The organism is Microbulbifer maximicatervae (SeqCode) (assembly GCF_052467305.1).
Genome location: NZ_CP174306.1, coordinates 4,427,996 through 4,449,665 on the forward strand (window position 1 = coordinate 4,427,996; position 21,670 = coordinate 4,449,665).

The 21,670-nt window shown below is 50.7% G+C and carries 19 protein-coding genes; 13 read left to right on the top strand and 6 right to left on the bottom strand.

What is annotated here, in order from left to right:
• Position 1 precedes the first annotated feature (1 nt).
• The 4 genes from ACJJI4_RS19270 to ACJJI4_RS19285 are packed head-to-tail and all read right to left on the bottom strand — an operon-like array spanning position 2 to position 4,615.
• The gene (locus tag ACJJI4_RS19270; RefSeq protein ID WP_413663672.1) at positions 2-478 is read right to left on the bottom strand and encodes a TlpA disulfide reductase family protein; all 477 of its coding nucleotides are present in this window, start codon (positions 476-478) and stop codon (positions 2-4) included.
• 31 nt (positions 479-509) lie between these two features.
• Entirely contained in the window at positions 510-1,163 is a 654-nt protein-coding gene (locus ACJJI4_RS19275) for an outer membrane beta-barrel domain-containing protein (protein ID WP_413663673.1), read from the bottom strand.
• Positions 1,133-1,996: an outer membrane beta-barrel protein gene (locus ACJJI4_RS19280; RefSeq protein ID WP_444906969.1), complete on the bottom strand. Its 864-nt coding sequence runs from the start codon at positions 1,994-1,996 to the stop codon at positions 1,133-1,135. The genes ACJJI4_RS19275 and ACJJI4_RS19280 overlap by 31 nt, the downstream gene beginning before the upstream one ends.
• Positions 1,997-1,999: 3 nt before the next feature.
• Positions 2,000-4,615 carry an HzsA-related protein gene (locus ACJJI4_RS19285; protein WP_444926172.1) on the bottom strand — a complete coding sequence of 872 codons (2,616 nt, stop codon included), beginning with the start codon at positions 4,613-4,615 and terminating at the stop codon, positions 2,000-2,002.
• Between the two features lie 225 nt (positions 4,616-4,840).
• On the opposite strand from ACJJI4_RS19285, the gene ACJJI4_RS19290 reads away from it, so the two are divergent.
• From ACJJI4_RS19290 to ACJJI4_RS19350, 13 genes are all read left to right on the top strand, one after another.
• On the top strand, positions 4,841-6,067 hold the full coding sequence (locus tag ACJJI4_RS19290; protein WP_444926173.1) for a hypothetical protein: 1,227 nt from the start codon (positions 4,841-4,843) through the stop codon (positions 6,065-6,067).
• Between the two features lie 3 nt (positions 6,068-6,070).
• Positions 6,071-8,590, top strand: coding sequence for a LamG domain-containing protein (locus ACJJI4_RS19295; protein WP_444926174.1), 2,520 nt, complete (start codon positions 6,071-6,073; stop codon positions 8,588-8,590).
• Positions 8,591-8,690: 100 nt separating this feature from the next.
• Positions 8,691-10,262, top strand: coding sequence for a hypothetical protein (locus ACJJI4_RS19300; RefSeq protein WP_413663678.1), 1,572 nt, complete (start codon positions 8,691-8,693; stop codon positions 10,260-10,262).
• A 12-nt stretch (positions 10,263-10,274) separates the two neighbouring features.
• Positions 10,275-11,273: an FAD:protein FMN transferase gene (locus tag ACJJI4_RS19305; protein WP_444918493.1), complete on the top strand. Its 999-nt coding sequence runs from the start codon at positions 10,275-10,277 to the stop codon at positions 11,271-11,273.
• A 116-nt stretch (positions 11,274-11,389) separates the two neighbouring features.
• Entirely contained in the window at positions 11,390-11,914 is a 525-nt protein-coding gene (locus ACJJI4_RS19310) for an AraC family transcriptional regulator (protein ID WP_444918494.1), read from the top strand.
• A 6-nt stretch (positions 11,915-11,920) separates the two neighbouring features.
• Positions 11,921-13,891, top strand: a complete 1,971-nt coding sequence (locus tag ACJJI4_RS19315; RefSeq protein ID WP_444926175.1) for a hypothetical protein — start codon at positions 11,921-11,923, stop codon at positions 13,889-13,891.
• The gene (locus tag ACJJI4_RS19320; protein ID WP_444926176.1) at positions 13,884-16,748 is read left to right on the top strand and encodes a tetratricopeptide repeat protein; all 2,865 of its coding nucleotides are present in this window, start codon (positions 13,884-13,886) and stop codon (positions 16,746-16,748) included. The genes ACJJI4_RS19315 and ACJJI4_RS19320 overlap by 8 nt, the downstream gene beginning before the upstream one ends.
• On the top strand, positions 16,735-17,382 hold the full coding sequence (locus ACJJI4_RS19325; protein ID WP_444926177.1) for a tetratricopeptide repeat protein: 648 nt from the start codon (positions 16,735-16,737) through the stop codon (positions 17,380-17,382). Before ACJJI4_RS19320 ends, ACJJI4_RS19325 begins: the two co-directional genes overlap by 14 nt.
• A gap of 2 nt (positions 17,383-17,384) precedes the next feature.
• A complete protein-coding gene (locus ACJJI4_RS19330) occupies positions 17,385-17,654 on the top strand; it encodes a hypothetical protein (RefSeq protein WP_444926178.1) in 270 nt (89 codons plus the stop codon).
• Positions 17,655-17,846: 192 nt separating this feature from the next.
• On the top strand, positions 17,847-18,512 hold the full coding sequence (locus ACJJI4_RS19335; protein ID WP_444926179.1) for a MotA/TolQ/ExbB proton channel family protein: 666 nt from the start codon (positions 17,847-17,849) through the stop codon (positions 18,510-18,512).
• A gap of 11 nt (positions 18,513-18,523) precedes the next feature.
• A complete protein-coding gene (locus ACJJI4_RS19340) occupies positions 18,524-19,036 on the top strand; it encodes an ExbD/TolR family protein (protein WP_444926180.1) in 513 nt (170 codons plus the stop codon).
• Positions 19,037-19,048: 12 nt separating this feature from the next.
• On the top strand, positions 19,049-19,570 hold the full coding sequence (locus ACJJI4_RS19345) for an ExbD/TolR family protein (RefSeq protein ID WP_444926181.1): 522 nt from the start codon (positions 19,049-19,051) through the stop codon (positions 19,568-19,570).
• Position 19,571: 1 nt separating this feature from the next.
• Positions 19,572-20,564 carry an AgmX/PglI C-terminal domain-containing protein gene (locus ACJJI4_RS19350; protein WP_413663687.1) on the top strand — a complete coding sequence of 331 codons (993 nt, stop codon included), beginning with the start codon at positions 19,572-19,574 and terminating at the stop codon, positions 20,562-20,564.
• 98 nt (positions 20,565-20,662) lie between these two features.
• Here ACJJI4_RS19350 and ACJJI4_RS19355 read toward each other — a convergent pair whose 3' ends face one another.
• Positions 20,663-21,040, bottom strand: a complete 378-nt coding sequence (locus ACJJI4_RS19355; protein WP_413663688.1) for a DUF2237 family protein — start codon at positions 21,038-21,040, stop codon at positions 20,663-20,665.
• A complete protein-coding gene (locus ACJJI4_RS19360; protein ID WP_444926182.1) occupies positions 21,031-21,654 on the bottom strand; it encodes a DUF2939 domain-containing protein in 624 nt (207 codons plus the stop codon). Before ACJJI4_RS19360 ends, ACJJI4_RS19355 begins: the two co-directional genes overlap by 10 nt.
• Positions 21,655-21,670: the final 16 nt, after the last annotated feature.

Sequence of the window (21,670 nt, forward strand, 5' to 3'; positions counted from 1 at the left end):
ACTACTCCCGAATCAATTCCTTAATCATTTTTTTATAGGCAGCTTCATCCCCATCACGATAACCTTTATGGATATAGCGAACGTTGCCATCACGATCAATAAATACGGTGCTGGGCATAGCGGCAACACCATACATTTTGCTCACTTCCCCTTTGCTATCAAAAAGAATCGGAAAATCCACTGGAATTTTCGCTAATAGCGAGTCCGCATCCTTACGCTGTGCATCCACATTGACTCCCCAAACCTGGAAGCCAGCAGCTTCATAGCGAGCATGTAGCTGATCCAACAGCGGCATTTCCTGACGACAAGGGCCACACCAGGAAGCCCAGAAATTCAGCATAATGACATCGCCGCGCTGCTCTGCAAGCCTCAAATTTCCGCCTTGGTTGGAACTCAAGGTAAAATCCTTAGAGGGCTCTGCGGCGGAAGCCTGTGACATCGATAAAAGCAGCGTCAGGAAAGCAGCCAGGTATTTCATGGAAGAGTCCTTGTTATTTTTTGATGATCAATTAAAAAAAGATGGTAAGTCCCAATTGGGCAGACAGATTATTGGTGACTTGGGCCTCGCCAAATAATTCATGCTCAAAAACATGGTCGCGAACATCCAGGCGCACTGCGAGCCAATCGTTGGCAAGCATTCTCACTCCTGCACCAAAGTTGTAAGTGAAGTGCTCCTCGTCAGCAAACGAGGTATTTCCCACACCTCCCGCAACATAAAAATTGGCATTAAAAGCCCAGTCATCAAATACAAAGTACTCACCCTGGAAAATATTCCAGCCCACAGAGGTATTGTAATAACTGAGTTCACGCTGCTCATCAGTCAACAGCGGTGCTGCACCGCTCAATCTTTCAAAGCTGGATTCTCCCAACTCAGTCTGGGCATAGGTGGCCTCAATAAAGAAATCTTCGCTGATATGGTAGGCCGCTGAAGTGCCGTACAGGGAGTTTGAGCCAAAATCCTCGACATTGATAACACCAGCAAACAAACCAATTTCTATATTTTCACTATCTATCAGGGCGTCACGTATCTCTCGCCGCTCCAGTTCAGGTGCGACAATATCCGCAAGTACTTCATCATCCTGCTGAGCACTGCATACCTGGGTCCCCACCAGTGCGGAAAGCGCCGCAGAGCCTACAGATATACGTCGAAACCAAGTTTCCACTCGACTATCTCCTGATTATTTTCCTGCGTAGTAAGCAAGTAGTGATTTGTGTATTCAGCCCTGATGGCAAAACGGCGCGATAAGTAAGTACGCAACCCTACGCCCGCCAACATCGTTGTATCTTGCCGATCTTCGGTGGCAACGATAGTTGCGTTTGGAGAGGTAACATTTATCCCGGCTCCCAAAACAAAATAAGGGGATATTTTCCAACGTGGAAATGGCTGGTGGACCATTGCCACCTGATAGACTTGGCTGTCTGAATAGGAACCTACCGCCTGGGTTGCACGTATTTCAGTAGCCAGATTGACAGTAAATTGGTAGCCCAGGCTAACTCCCAGAGAGTCCGCTCCAGCAAAATCACCGTAATTCATACCTAGGTAAAAGTAACCGTCGTCAACATCGGAAAAATCCGGCAGAGGAACTCGAACAATTTCTCCATTTTCTCCGTAGATTTCACGTAAGTCGTCAACTTTTACCCAGCCACTTTTATTGCGTGAAGTAAGCACTTTTACCCAGTCGGTGCGGCGTTTAAGCAGCCAAATTTGTTCACCATACTCAGCGACATAGAATATCGGGTAACCGCGCCCCGGGCCTCGGTAAATATTAATAAATGCATTACCGACTGTAACCGGCTCTGCATCCTCAAGGCCTTTATATTTTTTCTCAGTCTCAGTCTCAGTCTCAGTCTCAGTCTCAACCAATTCTTCTTGTGGGGTATCATCTGAAGAATCAGATTCCATCAAAGTTTGTCCAGAAGAAGCCTGCCCAGAAAAAAGTAGCAGCAATACAAATACCGCGAAACTGCCAATAGAATTTTGGTGTAACTTCAACATGCTTTAATCTGCCGGCGCCGCAAAAGGATCGTTATAGTATTGAGCGCCAATATCAAACCACTCGGCAATCAAGCGCAACTCGGCATCTTCTAAGTACCCTTGATGTGCGCCACCACTTTCAAAGAGAGAAAAAAACGAGCTCTCAAGAGCAGAGCTCGTCAAGGGAGAGGAAATATTGACGGTAACCATTACCGGAATCGGATCACCGTTACTGTCGAGAACTAATTCACCATCCTCATCAACCTCGTAAACAGGATTTCCATCATCATCAAATTCCTGTACAAGCCGCGGTGTTAGCACCCCACTGGATAACTCCAATTCAGCGCGATCGGCCACCAGCTCGGAATAGGAAACAAACCAAGCATCATTAACAGAGGAAGCCGAGGTTGTGAGATCTAATTGCCCATCGGGTATTTGAGTTGCTCCAGCAGCATCAACAGGAGAGTGACAGACTGTACAGGTATAATCAGCTATTACTGCTCCTGTACTATCCAATACTTCACGGGGGAAATCCCAGAGCGGCTGAATATGTTGTTCATAGTGAATGACGATTCGACAATTACTTTCCCACTCTGTTAAACAAGTGGATTCCACCGGTGCATCCGTACTCAAATCACCGTATGAAAGCAATAACTCATCATCCTTAGTCCGTACCGCAGGATCAGTCCATAAATCGGTAAAGTGCAGATCTCCTTCAAGTTCAGCCTCACCAATATAACGGGCCAATAATTGAGCCATAGTCTCGCCCATTTCCGCCAGTAGCGCGGGCTCAGTATTGGCAAATGGTGCTGCCGAGGTCGGCGCTCCAACCCAAGCTGATTCCAACTGCATATCCGTGCGGCCATGAGGAGCTTCGCTATCGCTAGTATGACAACCGTTACAACCGCGCACTTCACCCGCTTGTAGCTGTAACCAGTTGTTATGACTATCGAAAATGCGTTTTCCATCTGCATCGACAACGGAAATTGCCAGGGGCATATCTGCGGGAACTTTTACCCTTACGGAGCCGTCGGGCTGAATTGGGGTATAACCCAATATTTCACGCATGCCCTGATTACCATTGCGGCCAAATGCTGCCCCATCAAAGTCCAGAACATCATCATCGGGAATGCCCACGGCCTTGGAGATTTTCAAGAATCGTGCAGGCCGAAAATCTGCTGTGGTTTGGGCGGGATCCGCCAAGGTTTCGATTCCGGCAATATCTTCACCATCAAAATCATAAACACTGCGAATATCCAGGATTCCGACAGATTCCTCCACCAGATCCGCATCGACATCGACTCCCGGGACGGGGTCTGGAATATAGGTGGGCTCAGTGCGAGGCTCCAGAGTAACCCCTTCGGATATCATTTCTCCCTCTTCCACAACCACAATAGGAAGCTGGGTGCCGGCGATATAATCGTAAATCCACAGGCCGTAGAGTGGGTCCGCCAATTGAACTTCTTCATCTTCGGCAAGAGTATCCGGGCAGGTCTCCAGCAGCTCGGTTTCTTCATTGATAACCCGGCATTCACTCCAGGTTACCAGCAAACGACTTGTCCCATCGTAGAATGGCCATGCGGAAGCAAAAGTACCGTGGGGAGAAATAGTATCGTCGGTAGTGACTTCTCCGACAGTGATAGAAGCCTGCCCGACCATTTCACCACTTTGCTCCGGCTCACTGTAGGCTTCGCTATAAACAATGCCGTCGATAGTCACGAGATCGCCACCATAAGTGAGCCCAGAGGGAGCGCGCAACGTTACCAAAAGGCGGCCATCCGGCATTTCGTGCGGTCGATTGAAGGCGGCCTCGGTCTCTTCTGTACCCGTATTTTGACTGTGATAACCGTAATAAACCGCCAGGTCAGAACCATCTGGATTTACTGTATATAAGCTTAATTTATCGATACCTGCCGCATTGTCCCAGCGGTTAAACAGGACCCGTCCATCGCTCAGTACAACTGGATTTAAATCATGGCTCTGATTAAACGATATTTGAGTGATATCGGTTCCGTCCGCCTCCATTACATGGAGTACAAATGCCGGCTCCTCTCGATTTTCAGTCAGGGCCGAGAATTGCGGTTTACCGTCATCCAGTAAAAGAGCTCTGGAGCGCCGCTGGCGGGTAGAAGAAAAAATTATGCGTCCATCGGGTAAAAAAGCGGGAGCGATATCCTGGCCTTCTTCAGCAGTTAAATCTGACTCAATTACCCGATTGAGTTCTTCTGTTTCGGTGTTGTATACCCAAATATTCCAGGTAGGCTGCTCATCGTCATCAGCGTCTTCTATTTCCGGTGCCCGCATAGCAAATATAAGCTGGCTGCCATCTGCTGAAGTATTCAGATCTTTTACATCGTAATCACCGTCAAATATATTTGCAGTAATGACAGTTTCTGCAGCACTGGCGGTTGCACGGTCTTTTAAAATCAGTTGAGCTCCGGCAAAAAATTCCGCGGGCTCATAAATATTATCCTGAAGGAGGCTGCCATCATCGTCACTACTTAATTGACGAAGTACAAAAGCAACAGGATAGTCCTCCACCACGGGATCTTCGGCTTGGTCTTCACCACCACTGGAACTGCCACCGCCACTACAGGCCGTCACCAATAGCAAAAGCGGTAGCGCACGCAAACATTTCATTTTTGTTATCCACCCGGGTTTGGCACGAGCAGCACACGCCTTTTTTGTGCTCTTAGCCTAAGAACTTTTTTATACGGCTTTGACCGCTGAGGCTAATTCTCGCAAGTTGCGCACAAAAAGTTTGCCAACTGGGACGCAAATATTGAAAGTCATTCTGACATTGTTGAAATCTGCTTTTAGACTGCTTTGCCACATCCCAGTGATCTCACCGACAAAAATAGTCCAATGAAAAATAATTCGTCTCGAGCGCGTGTACTCCGGCTCACCACGGTAACCGCACTGCTCGGAGTAGGTTTGTGGAGTAATTCTGCCCTATCAGCATCGCAGGACCAGGCTCTCCAAATTCACAGCCGCATCACCGGAACCATTCCCAGCGAGAGTGTATTGCTGGATATGGCAGAGGATATAGAAAACGGTGATCCCACCGCTGCGGCGTATACGGCAATGGAGAATGACGCCTTCTATAATGTCACTCTAAAAAATCTGGCCACTCCCTGGACTAATGAGGAGCAGGACGTATTTGAACCATTAAATGATTACACTGCGACGGTAATCGGCATGGTTCGGGACGATATGGACTTCCGCCAACTGCTCTCGGCAAATATTCTCTACACCGGTGATATTTCTGGCCTGCCCTCCTACAACACGGGAAATAACGACCACTACGAGACACTGGAAGCCGGGGGTTATTCCCTGCAGGACAACCTAGTGCAGGAAGCTCAATCCTCTCTCAATGGTCTCCCCGCAGATGCCACCGCCGGCGTTCTTACCAGCCGCGCCGCCGCCAAGGCTTTTTTTAGTGCGGGAACCAATCGCGCCATGTTTCGCTTTACCATGCTCAATCACCTGTGTAACGACATGGAGCAGGTGCAGGATACTTCCCGCTCACCGGATCGTATTCGCCAGGATGTAAGCCGCAGCCCTGGGGGCGACAGTCGGGTATTCCAAAATAACTGTATCGGTTGCCACAGCGGCATGGACCCCATGGCACAGGCATTCGCTTATTACGACTATGTATACGATGCAGACAATGATCCCGATGGAGAAGAGGGAGCCCTGGATTACAACGCAGCCGGTGATATAGATCCAAAAACCGGCAGCCGTGTTAAGGCCAAAAACCTGATCAACAGCGGCAATTTTCCCCACGGTTTTATTATTCCCGACGACAGCTGGGTTAACTACTGGCGCGAGGGCATAAATATGCATCTGGGCTGGAGCGACACCTTATCCGGCAACGGCAACGGCATCAAATCCCTGGGAGAGGAGTTGTCTAACAGCCGAGCTTTCGCCAAATGCCAAGTAACTAAGGTGTTTCGCCAAGTTTGTCTGCGCGAGCCGGAAGATTCTACCGACCGCAACCGAATCGAAACTATTACCGATGATTTCAGCAATACCGGCTACAAACTTAAGCAGGTATACGCAGACACTGCGGTTTACTGCGCGGGAGATTAAAAAATGAAAACCTATAAAAGTCTCCCAGTGATAGAAAATACACTGATAGTTCGCACGCTTCGTATCGCTTCACTATTTTGTGCTGCCCTGGCAATCAGTGCCTGTAGTGGTGGCAGTGGAGAGGGCACCGAAAGCCAACCGGATACCAGCGACAACGATGGCACCGCTGCCTATTCCGGACCGGATCCTGAAACCGATGATGTCAATCAATATAAACAGTACATCTGGGATAACCTGGCAGCGACAAATCGATGCGGCAGCTGTCATATTGAAAATAACCAGAGTCCACATTTTGTCCGCGGCGATGATATTAATGCTGCCTACGATGCCGGACGCGAGTTAATTAACCTATCAGTTCCCGATGAATCCCGTTTGGTAACCAAGGTTGGTGGTGGGCACAATTGTTGGCTTTCCAGCGATGATGCCTGTGCGGAAATTATTACCAACTACATCGAGGAATGGGCTCGGGCTAGCGGCGGCCTAAGCAATACAATCACCCTTGTCGCACCTGTCGAGCGTGAGGTGGGTGCCAGTAAAAGTTTCCCCGAATCCAGCGGCAGCTTTAGCACTACAGTTTACCCTCTGTTGCGCAGCTACTGTGCCAACTGTCACAGTGAAGATGCGACAACGGCACAAACCCCCTACTTTGCCAGCTCTGATGTCGATCTCGCCTACGCATCTGCGGTCAGCAAAATTAACCTGGATTCTCCGGCCGACTCCCGTTTCTCTGTGCGCCTGGGCAGTGAATTTCACAACTGCTGGGATGACTGCTCAGATAACGAAGCGGAAATGACCGATGCGATCCAAGCCTTCGCCGATACTATCAGTGTCACCGAGGTAGACCCCGACTGGGTTATCAGCAAGGCACTGCGCCTCACAGATGGTATTGTTGCGAGTAGTGGCGGCCGTATAGAGAGCAATGCAATTGCTCTCTATGAATTTAAAACCGGCAGCGGCACCACTGCCTACGATACCTCCGGAGTTAACCCTGCAGTTGATCTCGCCCTATCTGGCGATGTGGAGTGGATCGACTCCTGGGGGCTGCAATTGAAGGGGGGTAAAGCACAGGGAGCTACTGCAACCAGCAGCAAACTTTACGATACCCTCACAGCCACCGGTGAATACTCAATTGAAATCTGGGCGGCACCCGCCAACGTCTCACAGGATGGGCCCGCGCGTATCGTCACCTATTCCGGTGGCGATGATATTCGCAACTTCACTCTTGGCCAGGATCAATACAGTTACACCGTGCAAAACCGCAATGACAACACCGATGCGGACGGTATGCCTGCCCTGGCAACCGATGATGCCGACCAGGTTGTACAAGCCAGTCTCCAGCATGTGGTGGCCACTTACGATCCAATTAACGGACGCAAGCTTTACGTTAACGGTGCAAATACCGGGGAGCCGGACCCAAGTGAATCCGGTTTGCTCTCTACCTGGGACGATACCTTTGCCCTCGCAGTAGGAAGCGAAGTCAGTAACGGCAATAGTTGGGAAGGCTCCATTCGCCTATTGGCGATTCACTCCCGCGCCCTATCGGAAGAGGATATTGCTACCAACTACGAAGTTGGCGTCGGTGAAAAATATCTGCTGTTATTCAAAGTTGAAGAGCACACAGGCATTGCCGAAAGCTATGTCATGTTTACTGTGCAGCAATTTGATAATTATGCCTATCTGTTTAGTGAACCCACCTTTGTCAGCCTCGACGACAGTGTCGATCCATCTGGAATCGCCATTGAGGGAATGCGTATCGGTATTAATGGCCGCGAAGCGGAGGTGGGCCAGGCCTGGTCCAAGTTATCCACTGCAGTCGACAATAGCTACGTAGCAGGTGAAGGCCAGCAGCTTTCCAGGCTCGGGACCATTATCACTCTGGATAAGGGCCCCCTCGATGATGAATTTTTCCTGACCTTCGAAAAAATCGGCAGCGAAACCTATAACCGGGTTGAGGCTACTCCAGCTGAACCTACGGATGCCGCTGATCTGGAAGCGCAATCACGCATTGGTCTGCGCCGATTTGAACAAATCCATGCAAGCCTGTCCCAGGCGACCGGAGTCTCCATGTCCCACCCCGATATTTATGAAACCTGGGAAACTGTAAAACGCCAGCTTCCGGTTGAAAGTGACATTGAAGGATTCCTCGCTGCACAGCAAATGGGTATTACCCAGCTGGCAGTGAAGTATTGCAGCACCCTGGTGGACTCCAGTGAGCGCAGCAGCTACTTCAGTGGATTTGACTTCAGCGCTTCCGCAGACACCGCCTTCGACAGCGCCAGCAAACGCGCGCAGATTATTGATCCGCTCATGGAAGGTTTGCTTGGCCACGAGATGAACTGGCACGACGGCAGCGTCTCGCAGCTTGCCAGCGCCCCGGACCTGGCCTCTGTAGAGACAGAACTGGACACGCTTATCGACACCATGACCGCCTGTGGCAGCAGCTGCGATTCAGGTCGCACAGAAACTACGGTGAAAGCCGTATGTGCTGCCGCCATGGGCAGTGCCATGATCCTGATTCACTGATCGCATAAAAAAGACTAGCGGCTTTGTCGGCAAAACTTTCGCCGGTAAAGCCCCTCCACAATAAAGAGCCGGCACACCGAAAACTCTATCCGGGAATATTATGAGCAAGAAAAAACACTTTGATCTGGACCAGCCCCTACGGCACCCGGACCACCACCGCCCGGTAACACGCCGCGACTTTCTCGCTCAAGGCTTCCGAGCGGGTATGGGAACAGTGCTGGGCGGCTCTGTCTTCAGCTTGTTTGCCAATCCCCGTAGTGCCCATGCAGCCCTTTCCTCGGACCTGGAAGCACTGCGAAAAACCAATGGCGGCCCCTGTGACGTCAGTGCATTCGGTGCCGGTAAAATTCCTTTTATTTGTTTCGATCTCGCCGGCGGCGCCAATATCGCAGGCTCCAATGTGCTGGTAGGTAAAGAGGGCGGACAAATGGATTTTCTCGGCACAGCCGGCTACAACAAGCAAGGCCTCCCCGGAGATATGGTTCCCTCCCTCGGTGATGAATTTATCAATACTGACCTGGGTCTCGCCTTCCATAGTGACAGCGGCATGTTGCGAGGCATTCTGGAAAAAATCGCTGCTGGCACAGCATCGGCGACCAACGGCGCAGTTATTCCCGCTCGCTCGGAAAATGATACAGGCAACAACCCACACAATCCCATGTACGGTATTAACCAGGCGGGAGCCAACGGTTCCCTACTGGCCCTGATCGGCTCCAGCTCCAGTGATTCCGGTGGCAACTCCATGGCTCCTTCCGCCATGATCAACCCCGAAGTTCGCCCCACCAAAGTGGATCGCTCTTCCGACGTTACCGGCCTTGTAGATGTAGGAGACCTGGTGGGGCTGCTCAGTCAGGAGGACACTGTCGCAGTGATGGAGTCCATGTACCGCATCTCCGAAGCGAAACTCAGCAACGTAAATACTAAAGTCAGCACCGATGCAGTCATTAAAGACCTGGTGCGTTGCGGCTATATGAAAAGTGCTGACCTGGCTGATCGCTTTGGCAACCCGGCCGATTTAAATCCCGAATCCGATCCAGATATCGTCGGGCCATCCGGTGTTTTTACCAGTTCAGAATTGAGTGGAGACAGAGAGTTCCAAAAGACCGCCTCAGTGATGAAGCTGGTCGTCAATGGATATGCCGGTGCAGGCACTATTACCATGGGTGGCTATGACTACCATACCGGCGACCGCGCCACAGGAGAGATTCGCGATTTGCGCGCTGGGCGCTGTATTGGCGCTTGCCTGGAGTATGCCGCCCGCCGCAACCAGCCCCTGATGATTTACGTTTTTAGTGATGGTTCCGTTTTCTCCAACGGAATGCTGGACGACTCGGTAGAAGGCCGTGGCAAAGGCGTCTGGACTGGCGATGACCAACAGACAGCCGCCTCATTTTTCCTGGTATACAACCCGGCGGGCCGACCACAATTACTCGGTGGCACAGCGGATGAGCAGGCGATTCACCAGCAACTCGGCTATATGCGCAGCTCCGGTGACGTAGAAACAACATCCACCCCAGCCGCTAACAACGTCAATTTATTAGTGGAAACTGTAGTGCTCAATTATATGGCCCTGCACGGGGAGCAAGGTAATTTCTCAACCCTATTTCCGAATCACGGTCTCGGCGATAGTAACTTACAAGACAGTATGACTGCCTTCGCCCCCATTATTTAAGTTGGATAAGTGATGTTCCGCGTTTTTAAATCACTATTACTGTGTGGTGCCACACTTTGCGCGATTCCTTCTGTGGCCGAATGGCACTACGCTGAACGTGCAATTATGGGAACCCAGGTTCGCCTGCAACTATGGCACGAAGACGACAATGAGGCTGAGCACCTTATTGAAGAGGTCATGACAGAGTTTCATCGACTTGACGATCAGCTCTCGCCCTATAAGAAAAACAGTGAACTATCACTCGTTAACCGCACAGCTGGCCGGGGAAACGTCAATATTTCCAAAGAGCTCACCAACCTGATTGATAAATCCCTTTGGTTTAGCCAGCTCACCGACGGTGCATTCGATATCAGCTACGCCACCCTGGGCAAGCACTATGATTTTCGCCAGCAGAAACAGGCAGACGCCCAGCTGACGGACTCGTTGTTAGAAGCGTTGAATTACCGCCACTTAAAACTGAATAAAAAGGCCAATACACTCCGTTTTGGCCACAAAAACACAAAAATAGATTTGGGGGGAATTGCCAAAGGCTATGCGGTTGATCGGGCAATTGAGATCCTCAAGCAGGCAGACATTTGCTGCGCCAGCGTCAGTGCCGGTGGCGATGCACGCATGCTGGGAGATAAACAGGGGCAACCCTGGTTAGTGGGTATTCGCCACCCCCGTGAAAAAAGTAAAAATGCTGCGGTTATCCCCCTGCGTGATATTGCTATCTCTACCTCAGGTGATTACGAGCGTTATTTTATTGATGAGCAGCAGGATAGAGTGCACCATATTTTTAACCCATCCACAGGAAAACCCTCGGAAACTTCTGCAAAAGACACTGATAAGTTGATTAGTGTCAGCATTATTGGCCCCCGCGGCTTTGATACCGACCCCCTTTCTACCAGTGTGTTTGTTCTGGGAAAAGAGAAAGGCTTGGCACTTATTAATCGATTGCCCCAATTTGAAGCAGTAGTTATCGATAGTAACCGGAAGCTGTTTTTCAGTCGCGGTTTGGAGAATCTTTGAGTAATCCGTTTTATCTTCATAAAAAATTTGCCAACAAGATCACATCAGATCGTTGATCCCCTGACATAATTTGCGCCGACCAAAGAATAATGCCAATTCCTATCAAAAGGTCTGCCATGAGACGCCCCTTTCAGTGCTTTATTTTATTTATCGGCCTTTTAGGCTCTGTGCTTGTGCAGGCTCAGGAAAGCGATTTCTCTGCGGAGAAATTGGAAGAATTAAAGCGCGATGTACTCAAATTAAACAGGGATTTATTGATTCTTGAAGAAGATTTGCTCTATCCCGCACAGAGCCAAATTGCCTTTTATGTATCTATGGATGTAGGCCACTATTTCACTTTGGATGCAGTAAAGCTACACATCGATAACAAGTTAAGTGCAAGTCATCTATATACGGAACATCAGCGGGAAGCGTTGATTCGCGGTGGCATTCAACCGCTTTACAAAGGCAACCTAAAATCCGGTGATTACACTATTTCTGCTTTTATAACTGGCCTTGGGCCCGAAGGGCGCGAATACAAGCGGGCAGCCAAGTTGGAATTGAATAAAAGTGATGAGCCCGCCGTTATTGAACTGGTTATCTCAGACAACTCCGGAAAACAACAGCCGGAGTTTGAGTTGGTGCAGTGGCCAACGCCCTGATTAGCCATGCACTACCCATCTTTTACCCGCACCCTATCCCTGGCGCTCACCCTTGCCGCAAGTAACCTTTGCGCTCAGGAAGCTGATACTGTGGCCGAAACAAACAGTCCCAGCAATGAGCAGCGAGCCCCACAAAAATACCAAAGGGCTCAAGACCTGGCTTATGGCGCTACGCTTTACGAGTATTTTCAAGGGAATTACTTTGATGCCCTGAGCACACTGCTGGTTGCTCAACAGCGGGATTCAATTCAAATTCACAGGGATAACGCCGCATTGATAGAGGGCGGGATCAGCCTAGGGTTTGGTTTACATAGACGAGCAGCTGAACTATTTGAACAGCAGAGTAATGTCGAGGCTGCGCCAAAATATCGCCGCACTGCCTGGTTAAAGCTGGCCGAATTAAATTACCTGAACGGTGATTTTGTCAGCGCTGCAGCACACTTGGAAAAGTCAGGGGTTGCCGAGGAGTCCTCTCTACCTCTCAACTTAGCGCTGCGCAATAAAGACCTCACCACGGCTCAAAAATTACTGGAAACCAGCGATTTATACCCTGCGGAAAAGTTATTGGGACATATCAACTTAGGCGCAGCCTTTGCCAGGTCCGGCCAATTGCCTGCAGCAATTCACGAATATCAAGTCGCTGTTGATTTTGCAGAAACAATTGATATTCCTTCGTCTGAAATTCCCATACTCATTGATAAAGCCCATATTGGTATGGGGTACGCCCTGGCTCTTGCAGAGCAACACAGCGCAGCTAAAGAAGCCTTTTCCAGGGTTCGCCTCAACACGCCCTGGGCAACTCGCGCACTCCTAGGGATGGCTTGGTCCTCTATCAATGGTGAAGACTACCAAGCGGGCATAGACGCACTGCAGTTTTTACTGGATAAGCACCGCTACAGTCCCGCCGCACGGGAAGCGATGGTAGCCCTGCCTTATGGTTACGAAAAACTGGAAAATCGCTCTGTAGCCCTCAGAGCATATCAAAGCGCTGAAGCTTATTACCTGGAAACACTTACTGAGTTACACCAGTTACAACAAGACCTGGCGACGGAACCACTGGCCTATGATCCTGTTCAGCGCGAGGCATGGCGCTATGGCTGGTTACAACTGGCCCAGGCCTCTCCCCTATTGCGCGATAACCAGCACTTTCTGCGGCCAATCCTGCAAAGTGACCGCTTCCAATTGCGGCTCACCGAGCTGCGCGATCTGCAGCAGCTCACCCAGGTACTACAGACCTGGCAAGATAAACTACCCCAATTTGCCGACCTTATCGAAGAGCGTCACCTGCGCCGTACAACGATTATTGATAACTACAATAGCGCCCAGTTTGACCAGCAGTTGCAGATGGCAACCCAGCAATACGATCATTTGAGGGCAGCTCTCGAGCATATTGAACAGGAGCGCGACGCACTCACTTTATTGGCGACCACCGCCACTCCAAATGAACAAAGTGAAACCCTCGAATTACTGGAAATTCTCACCGGCGCTCAAGAACGTCTTAAAAAAATCCAGGACAGCGGCAAAGCCAGCCAACAACAAGCGGAAACCCTGGCGAAAGCCCGGGGGATTTTGCTTTGGCAAGCCAACGAACAGTATCACGAGAAGTTGTGGCAGCAGCGAAAATCCCTACAGCTGCTCGAAGAGCAGTTACGCAGGGGGCGGGAACAACGCAAGAAAACAGATACCGAAGCACAGCGGGGGCCACAACTGCGCCAACTAGCCTATCGGGTGGTCACCGCCGATGACGAAATTCCAGCTCAGCAAGCGGCGATTGGTCGAGCCAGCGAATTGATTGAAGCCGACCTACGCCGAGAGGTTATCGCCCAGCTGGGTAGGGAGCAGCAGCAAATTCACAATTATATGGCCCACACACGCCTGGCTATCGCACGTCTGCAAGACGCTGAAATGCAGGCGATCCCCGCAACCTCTCAGGCTGACAGTGACACGGATAATACCGGGGCCTCAGACAATGAATAACGCCCCGCATCCGGCAGCTGTGTTTACCCTGCGCTCCCTGGCTATTGGTATTTGCTGTGCCCTGACAGCTTGTGGCAATCAACCGGTACAAACCCTGGCTGACCTGCCCCGTGCCAACCCGCCCAGCTCCCAGGAAGAGGCACCACAAAGCCCGCCCGTGCAAACCGCTATCGCGTTGGAAAACCTGGTGCAAAGTTACCGCACAGCACTGGACAGCCACGCCGATCCCAAGGTTCGGCAACAAATCCATCTGCGCCTTGCTGACTTGGAAATGGAACGACTGGAGCAAAAACAGTCCGACAATCCGGATACCATTGTCGACTACTCCAGCGCGGTAGATTATTACCAAAGTCTCTCTGCCCAGCGCCCAAAAGATGATTACATTCTCTATCGCTTAGCCCGCGCCCGGGCACTGGATGGGGAAATGCCTGCAGCCTTACAGGCATTGGAAAAGATAGCCGGTAGCGCACCGGACTCACCGTTTATCGGCGAAGTCTTATTCCGCCGTGGCGAGGCGGCATTCAATCGCAAAGACTACCCAAGTGCCGCCCGAGATTTCCGTGCATTGCTCAAGCAGGGGCCGAGTCCATTTACAGATAATGCTCGCTATATGTTGGCTTGGTCAGAATTTAAATCGAGCAATTACCGCGCATCCACAGAAATTTTTCTCCAGTCGCTGGATATTTTGCACAGCGAGGAACAGGGGGAGGAACTCCCTGTTGGGCGGCAGCGCCTGCGTGAAGACAGCCTGCGTGGGCTCGCATTAAACTTCAGCTACCTGGGAGGTGCTGAAGCCATTGAGTCTTTTAATCTCAATGGAGAGCCACGTCCCTATCAGCACCAGCTATACAGTGCACTCGGTACCTGGTATCGGGAAAAAGAGTTGTTCCGCAATAGTGCCGATACCTTTTTACAATTCGTCAATCACTACCCACAAACCCAGCAAGCCCCACAGCTTCATCTTCTCGCCGTTGAAACCTTGCAAGCGGGGAGACTACATAAGGAAGTTCTACCCACGAAGCGGGACTTTGTGCGTCGCTATGGTGTGAACAGTGATTACTGGCAAGCAGCAGGTGAAACTCAACAACAGGAGTTGGCCAAAACCCTGCAACCATGGCTGTATGAATTGGCCCAGTTTGACCACGCCCGCGCTCAGGAATTGGCTCAGCAGGTGGCAAAGCTGCCCGCAAGTAAAGTGAAAGAGCGCCGCCTTGTCAGCGCACAATCACTGGGTGCCTATCGCAGCGCCGCCGCGTTATATCAGGAATACGCGCAGACTTTTCCACAAGATCCACGCACGCCATCCATGGTTTTCCTGATGGCGGAGTGTCTTGAGCAGGCTGCAGATCACCCCGCCGCCTGGCGCGCTTACAGCCAGGTCGCCTGGGAATACCAAGATCCCAAGTATGCTGCCGAAGCCGGCTACGGAGCCATCCTCAGTGCAGCCAGAGTGCATGAACAAACTCCGGATCAAGAGTCGGAACAGAAAATCCTGTGGCTCGATCGCAATATCGAAGCGAGCCTGAAATTTGCACAGAGCTGGCCCCAAGACCCGAGAGCTCTGCCAGTACAGCTGGCCGCTGCCGATAAGTTGTTACAACAATCGCGCTTTGCCGAAGCCATCGCCGCTGCCGAGCACGCCGATCAATGGCAACCGCCAACCAATAGGCAACAGCAAATAAGTATTGCAATAATACTGGCCCACAGCCATTTTTCCCTGAAGCAATATCCCCAGGCAGAGGCTGCCTATACCCGCGCGCTCGGCTACCAGCCAGACGATAAGCTGCGCAAAGACGCATTGCGCCAATTGCAGTTATCCATCTATCGCCAGGCAGAAATCATTTTGGCCCAGCGCGAGAGTGAGGATGCCGCTCCCAGTGAGGAAGCCCTCAATCACCTGCTGCGTATCCGCGATAGCGGGCGCACAGAGGTTGCGGCCACCGCCCAATATGATGCGATTAATTTTCTTATTCAATTAGGGCAGTGGCAGCGCGCCAGCACAGAACTCGCTGATTTCCGCCAGTTTTATCCCGCGCACACCTTGACGCCGACACTGGCTGCCAAAGCCATCGTTATCTTTGAAGCTCTGGAAATGCCGGCGGCTGCCGCCACAGAATTACTGCAATTAGCCGCTACAGATCCGGATCGGGAAGTTCGCCGTCAATCCCTGTTTATGGCAGCAGAAAACCTGCAAAAAGCCGGTGAATACAACAGGGCTATTGAAAGCTATCGCAACTACAGCAAATTGTGGCCAGAACCCGCCGAGCAACGTCTGGAAGCGCAATTTCAGCTGGTCGAAATCTACGCTCAGACCAAAAAGCCCACTAAGCGGAATTACTGGCTACAACAACTTGCACAGAACTCGCTGCAGTCACCCCGCGGGCGTTACCTGGCCGCTTATTCTCAAAGTGAACTGGCGGAACAAAGTTATGCGAAATTTGCTGAACTGGCACTGCGCTTGCCGTTAAAGACCAGTCTCGCTAATAAAAAGCGGGCCATGCAAACCACCGTGGCGGATTACCGCAAAGTCCTGGAGTTTGGCATCGCAGAATTCACCCCTCAAGCAAACTATCGCCTCGCGGAAGTTTACCGACAGCTCAGCCGTGACCTGATGGACTCACAGCGCCCTAAAAGCCTGAACGAGCTGGAATTGGAACAATACGAAATTCTGCTGGAGGAACAGGCCTATCCCTTCGAGGAAAAGTCCATAGAACTTCACGAGGCCAATATCCAGCGCACGGTTGAGGGTATTTACGACGACTGGGTTAAACGCAGCTTCCATTCACTGGGAGAGCTGCTACCCGCACGTTATAGAAAAGAAGAAAAAACCCTGGAGTGGAGTGATGCACTGCACTGAATTGAGCGCACAGAAAATATCTTCAATCGCACGGTTATTCACTACTGCGCTATTGGTTTTTTTACTCTCAGCATGTAGCGGCCTGCAAAAGACAATATCGCCCGCAGATAGTGACACCGCGCAACCACTGACAGAAAACCCCTACTTGCGGGATGGTAAAAGAGTACCGCAACAGGCCCGTGCAGCAATGGAACTGGCTCGCCAGGACTTTCAGGCAAATGATTTACCTGCGGCTGAATCACAACTGCTACAAATTACTGAAAAGTGGCCGGAACTGTCTGGAGCCTGGCTTAACCTGGCAATCGTGCAGCAGTCCGTCGAGAAATACGAGGAATCCGAGCGCAGTTTTCGCCAAGCTATTGCGGTAAACGATAACAATGTATTTGCCTGGAATCGTCTTGCCGCGCTGATGCGTGACCGGGGGCGGTTCGAAGATGCGGAGCAATACTACAACGCGGCCATAGAGCGTTGGCCACACTATGCCGATGCACACCGCAACCTGGGAATTCTCTACGACCTTTACCTGCAACAACCCGAGCGCGCCCTTCAGCATTATATGGCAGCGCAAGATTCCGGTACTGAACAGGATAAATTGCTCAGTGCATGGATACTCGAGCTGGAGCGGAGACTTTAACAATGAAATTACTTTCTAGCCTAATACTGAGCCTATCTATATTTGCACACGGCGCAATAGCAGAGGAAATAACAACGCTGGAGTCCACCGTAATTGGCAGCCAGGAACAACCCAAAGTCTTATATATCATTCCCTGGAAACAAGCCGACAGTTTGCAACGACTCGACAGCGTTCTGCCACAAACTTTCTCCTCTGTATTTGAACATCAGGAATATTCAGAATTTCGCCGGGAAATAAAGCTGTTACAGGCTGAACAGAAAAAAACCGATTAGGCTAACCCACCAAAATTAAAAATAATTTTTGCGGCGCATGGAAGCGGCGCTGCTGAATTTATACAGCGAAGACATGGAACCGCCGCAGCAGACTTCAGCGTCCTGCGGCTATCTTTATACATCAAGGGTGGGGACTCAATCGCTCTCCCTTTGCACTAAAAATTTATAACTTTATCTGTGGAGAATTAAATCATGGAATTCACTCAAGCAATGCTGCGTTTTTTCCAAAATGGCGGCCCCTTTATGTACCCAATTGCGGTAGTCCTGATTATCGGGCTGGCAATGGTAGTTGAGCGCTGGATATTTTTATCACGCGCGCGGAATGCCAATAAAAAAGCCTACCAACAAGTATTGCCTATGCTGCAAAAACGCAGCTATCAAAGTGTCTTGCAGCTGGCCCGTGACAACGACGCAGCAATGGGGCGTATTGCCGCGGCGGGTATCAACACTTTGCAATTTGCCAAGCGTGAGGAAAACATTGCCCTGGCTATTGAGGAGGGAATTCTCGAAGCGGTTCCCCGTCTGGAGAAGCGCACCAGTTACTTGGCCACTCTGGCAAATATTGCCACCCTGCTGGGTCTGCTCGGCACTATTATGGGTCTGATTGCTGCATTTACCGCAGTTGCCAGCGCCGATCCATCCGAAAAAGCGACCATGCTCTCCACCAGTATTTCTGTAGCGATGAACACTACAGCATTCGGTCTGATTTCCGCGATTCCCCTGCTGCTGTTTAACTCAATGCTGCAAAACAAGACCAATGAGATTGTCGATAGCTTGCAAATGGCCGGGGTTAAATTCCTTAATCTGCTGACCATGGGACGCCCACAAAAAGCGGAACAACGTACCGCGAACAGCTAGGGGATACCGCCATGCTGAACATAAATATTCGCCGGCGTGGACATGAGGAAGCGGAACTTGATATCACCTCGTTTATGAGTTTGATGACCATTTTGGTTCCAGTGTTACTGCTAAATATGGTGTTTTCCCATATCTCCGTGCTCAAGCTGAACCTGCCGGGTATCAGTGATGGAAATTCCAGTAGTGTGGAGGAAAATCGCCAGCTCGAACTCGTTTTGCGCACGCAGTATGTCGATATCAATTATCCCGCTGGGCAGCGGGTTAAACGCATCCCACACGAGGAAACCTCACCGGATTTCGCCACGATATCTGTCGTTTTACAGCAGATAAAACGGCAATTGCGGGAAAAATCTATCGACAAAGATGATCTGGTGATCCTGTCAGAAAAGGGAACGCCTTACAAAACTCTGGTCGCCGCCATGGATACTGCGCGCAGCTACCGGGCTGTAGTGGCTGCATCTGTTGTTGATGCAGAACTGTTCCCCCAGATATCTCTCGGCGATGCACCGGAGCAGACAAAGTAGCGGGGCCAAACTATGAAGATAAATGCAGCCGCAAAACTGCAAGAGCGCAGGCAAAGGCAAAAAAAGCAGCAATCAAAACTGAACCTGGTATCACTGATGGATATCTTCACCATCCTGGTGTTTTTCCTTCTGGTGAACTCAACCAGTGATGTTCAGGTTCTGCAGACTGATAAAACCATAAAACTGCCCAAGTCCACCTCACAACAGAAACCCGAGGTGACTACTGTAGTGCGGGTCAACAATAAACAGTTGTTTGTCGGGGACCGATTTATCGCCAACATCGATGATATCGATCCCAGCGCAGAGAATATTGAGGCCCTGGTAGCAGAGCTTAAATACCGTGCTGAACGAGCGGGAGAGCTGAGCGAAGCCCAGAAAACTCTGGGCCGAGCAGTGACTATTTTAGGTGATGAACAAGTTCCCTATGAGTTGCTGAAGCAGATCATGCACACCTGCGCAGCCGCAGACTTCCGCGATATGTCTTTCGCCGTAGAACAAACAGCGCCGGAAGATCCCTCGGGGGTGGAATCCTGATATGAGTACAGCAACCATTAGTTACGCCCCCTGGCAACTCCAGGAGACAGTGCTACCTTGGTCCGCCTCAAGGGAGGAGGATCAGCGCTTTATCAAATTGCTGCGCGGTGGCCTGATAGCCCTGGCCATCAGTGGCATTGCCGTTGCACTGGCACCAGTACCCGAACTCACCCGGGAACAGGCCGAAAGGGTGCCGCCACAGCTGGCCAAAGTGATTCTGGAAAAAAAGGAATTGCCAAAACCTAAGCCAAAGCCGAAACCCAAAGAGCAAAAGAAACCCGAGGAAAAGAAAAAGCCCGAAGAGAAACCCAAAAAGAAAGCGGAAACACCCGACAAGCCCAAGCCTGTGGAGAAGCCGCGCAAGGTTGAAAATCCCCCGGTTGCCAAGGTACAGCAGGCCCGGGAGAAAGCGGCCAATAGCGGTCTGAATGCACTCGCCGATGATCTGCTGGATATGCGCGAGAGTTTTAATACATCGGATATTAGCCGGGGCCAGCTCAGCTCGGGGAATGCTACTGCCACTAAAATAGAACGCAGTATGATCGCGGATAAGTCAAAAGCCTCCAGTGGCGGCGTTGCCGCCGGTAGAGTAAGTCGGGATACCGGTGGTGTCTCACTGGCCGGACGTGAGAACACCCGAGTACAAAGTACCCAGGCAACGGGTTCAGCCAAAGAAGCGGTGGCCAAGGCCCGAGGGCAAAAATCCATACGTACCGACGATTCCATTCGCAGTGTTATGGAAGCCAATAAAGAGGCCATTATTGGAATCTATAATCGCGCGCTGCGCAGGGACCCAACTCTGCAGGGAAGACTCACCGTACAGTTGGTGATCGCACCGAATGGTGCTATCGCGTCGATCAAACTGGTAGAGAGCGAGCTCAATAACCCGGCACTTGAACGCAAGTTGCTGGCGAGAATCCGCATGATCAATTTTGGTTCTGCCAACGTTGAGAGTACTACCAAGAACTACTCAATCGACTTCCTGCCCTCTTAAGTTCCGATAGCTATCTTGTTTGTAGCGTGGCGACACAGGGACGTGCCGCCATTTGAAGGGAGTTAATAGGTGGACAAGAAGCTGATCCACCCAATCAACTAAAGCAAATCCAGCGCATAGCGACGCAATGTTTGCATAGGAATAATTTCCAGCGCCTTCACATGTGTACTCTGTAAAAATACCCGGGGAGCCATATCCAATTTCTCCGCTTCGAGCCAGCGCGCAGCACAGAGACACCAACGATCCCCTTCCTTTAAACCGGGAAAATTAAACTCCTCTACCGGTGTGCTCAAATCATTGCCGCGACTGCGGGAAAATTCCAGGAACTTATCAGTCACGGCAACGCAGACGGTGTGAGAACCGAGATCCTCTTTACAGGTGTTACAGCAGCCATCGCGAAAGAAGCCTGTCTTCGGGTCCAGGCTACAAGGCACCAGTGGATCGCCAAATACGTTAACTGAATTTTCTATCTCCATTCCTGGCTCTCTCCACTTTTATCACCAATTAGCTGAATGTCCACCAGCTGCCAGCGCAGACCATTGCGCTGCATCAACATGCGTAATTCAGGCCGGCCATGCTCACCATATTCAACACTCAGGTGATTGAGGTCGGTAAAATGCCACCCCATGCGCTGCCAGGAATCTTCATTCTCTTCCGCTGCAGAAGTCTCATTTCCGGAAATGTCCGGTGTTTCACCACCCTGTCGATAAATTTCCCGTTGAAATGCCTCCAGATCCTCTCCCCCACGAAGAAGGTCGGCAATGCCCTCAGGAGTAATAAACTGTTGTAAAAGTGGATCCATAAAGAAATTTGCACCAGCACTCAGTAATTCATCAAATTCCTGAGGAATAGAATTACTTAGGGAATTCCTAAGTTGCTGCTGTAAGCGGATCTTTAAATTGTCACGTAAAACAGGAAAATCGACATAGCGCTCTAACATGTCGATACTCTCAGCTCTAACCTGCGGTTGATCGGATTTAGCCATTATCGCCGCACGCTGCAATTGCTCGATGGAATAAAACGGCAAGGCGACATACCCAGCGGTAATCAACACCAAAACCAGGCCGCTCATCCACAGTATTTTTTTCATCAATTCTATTCCTTAG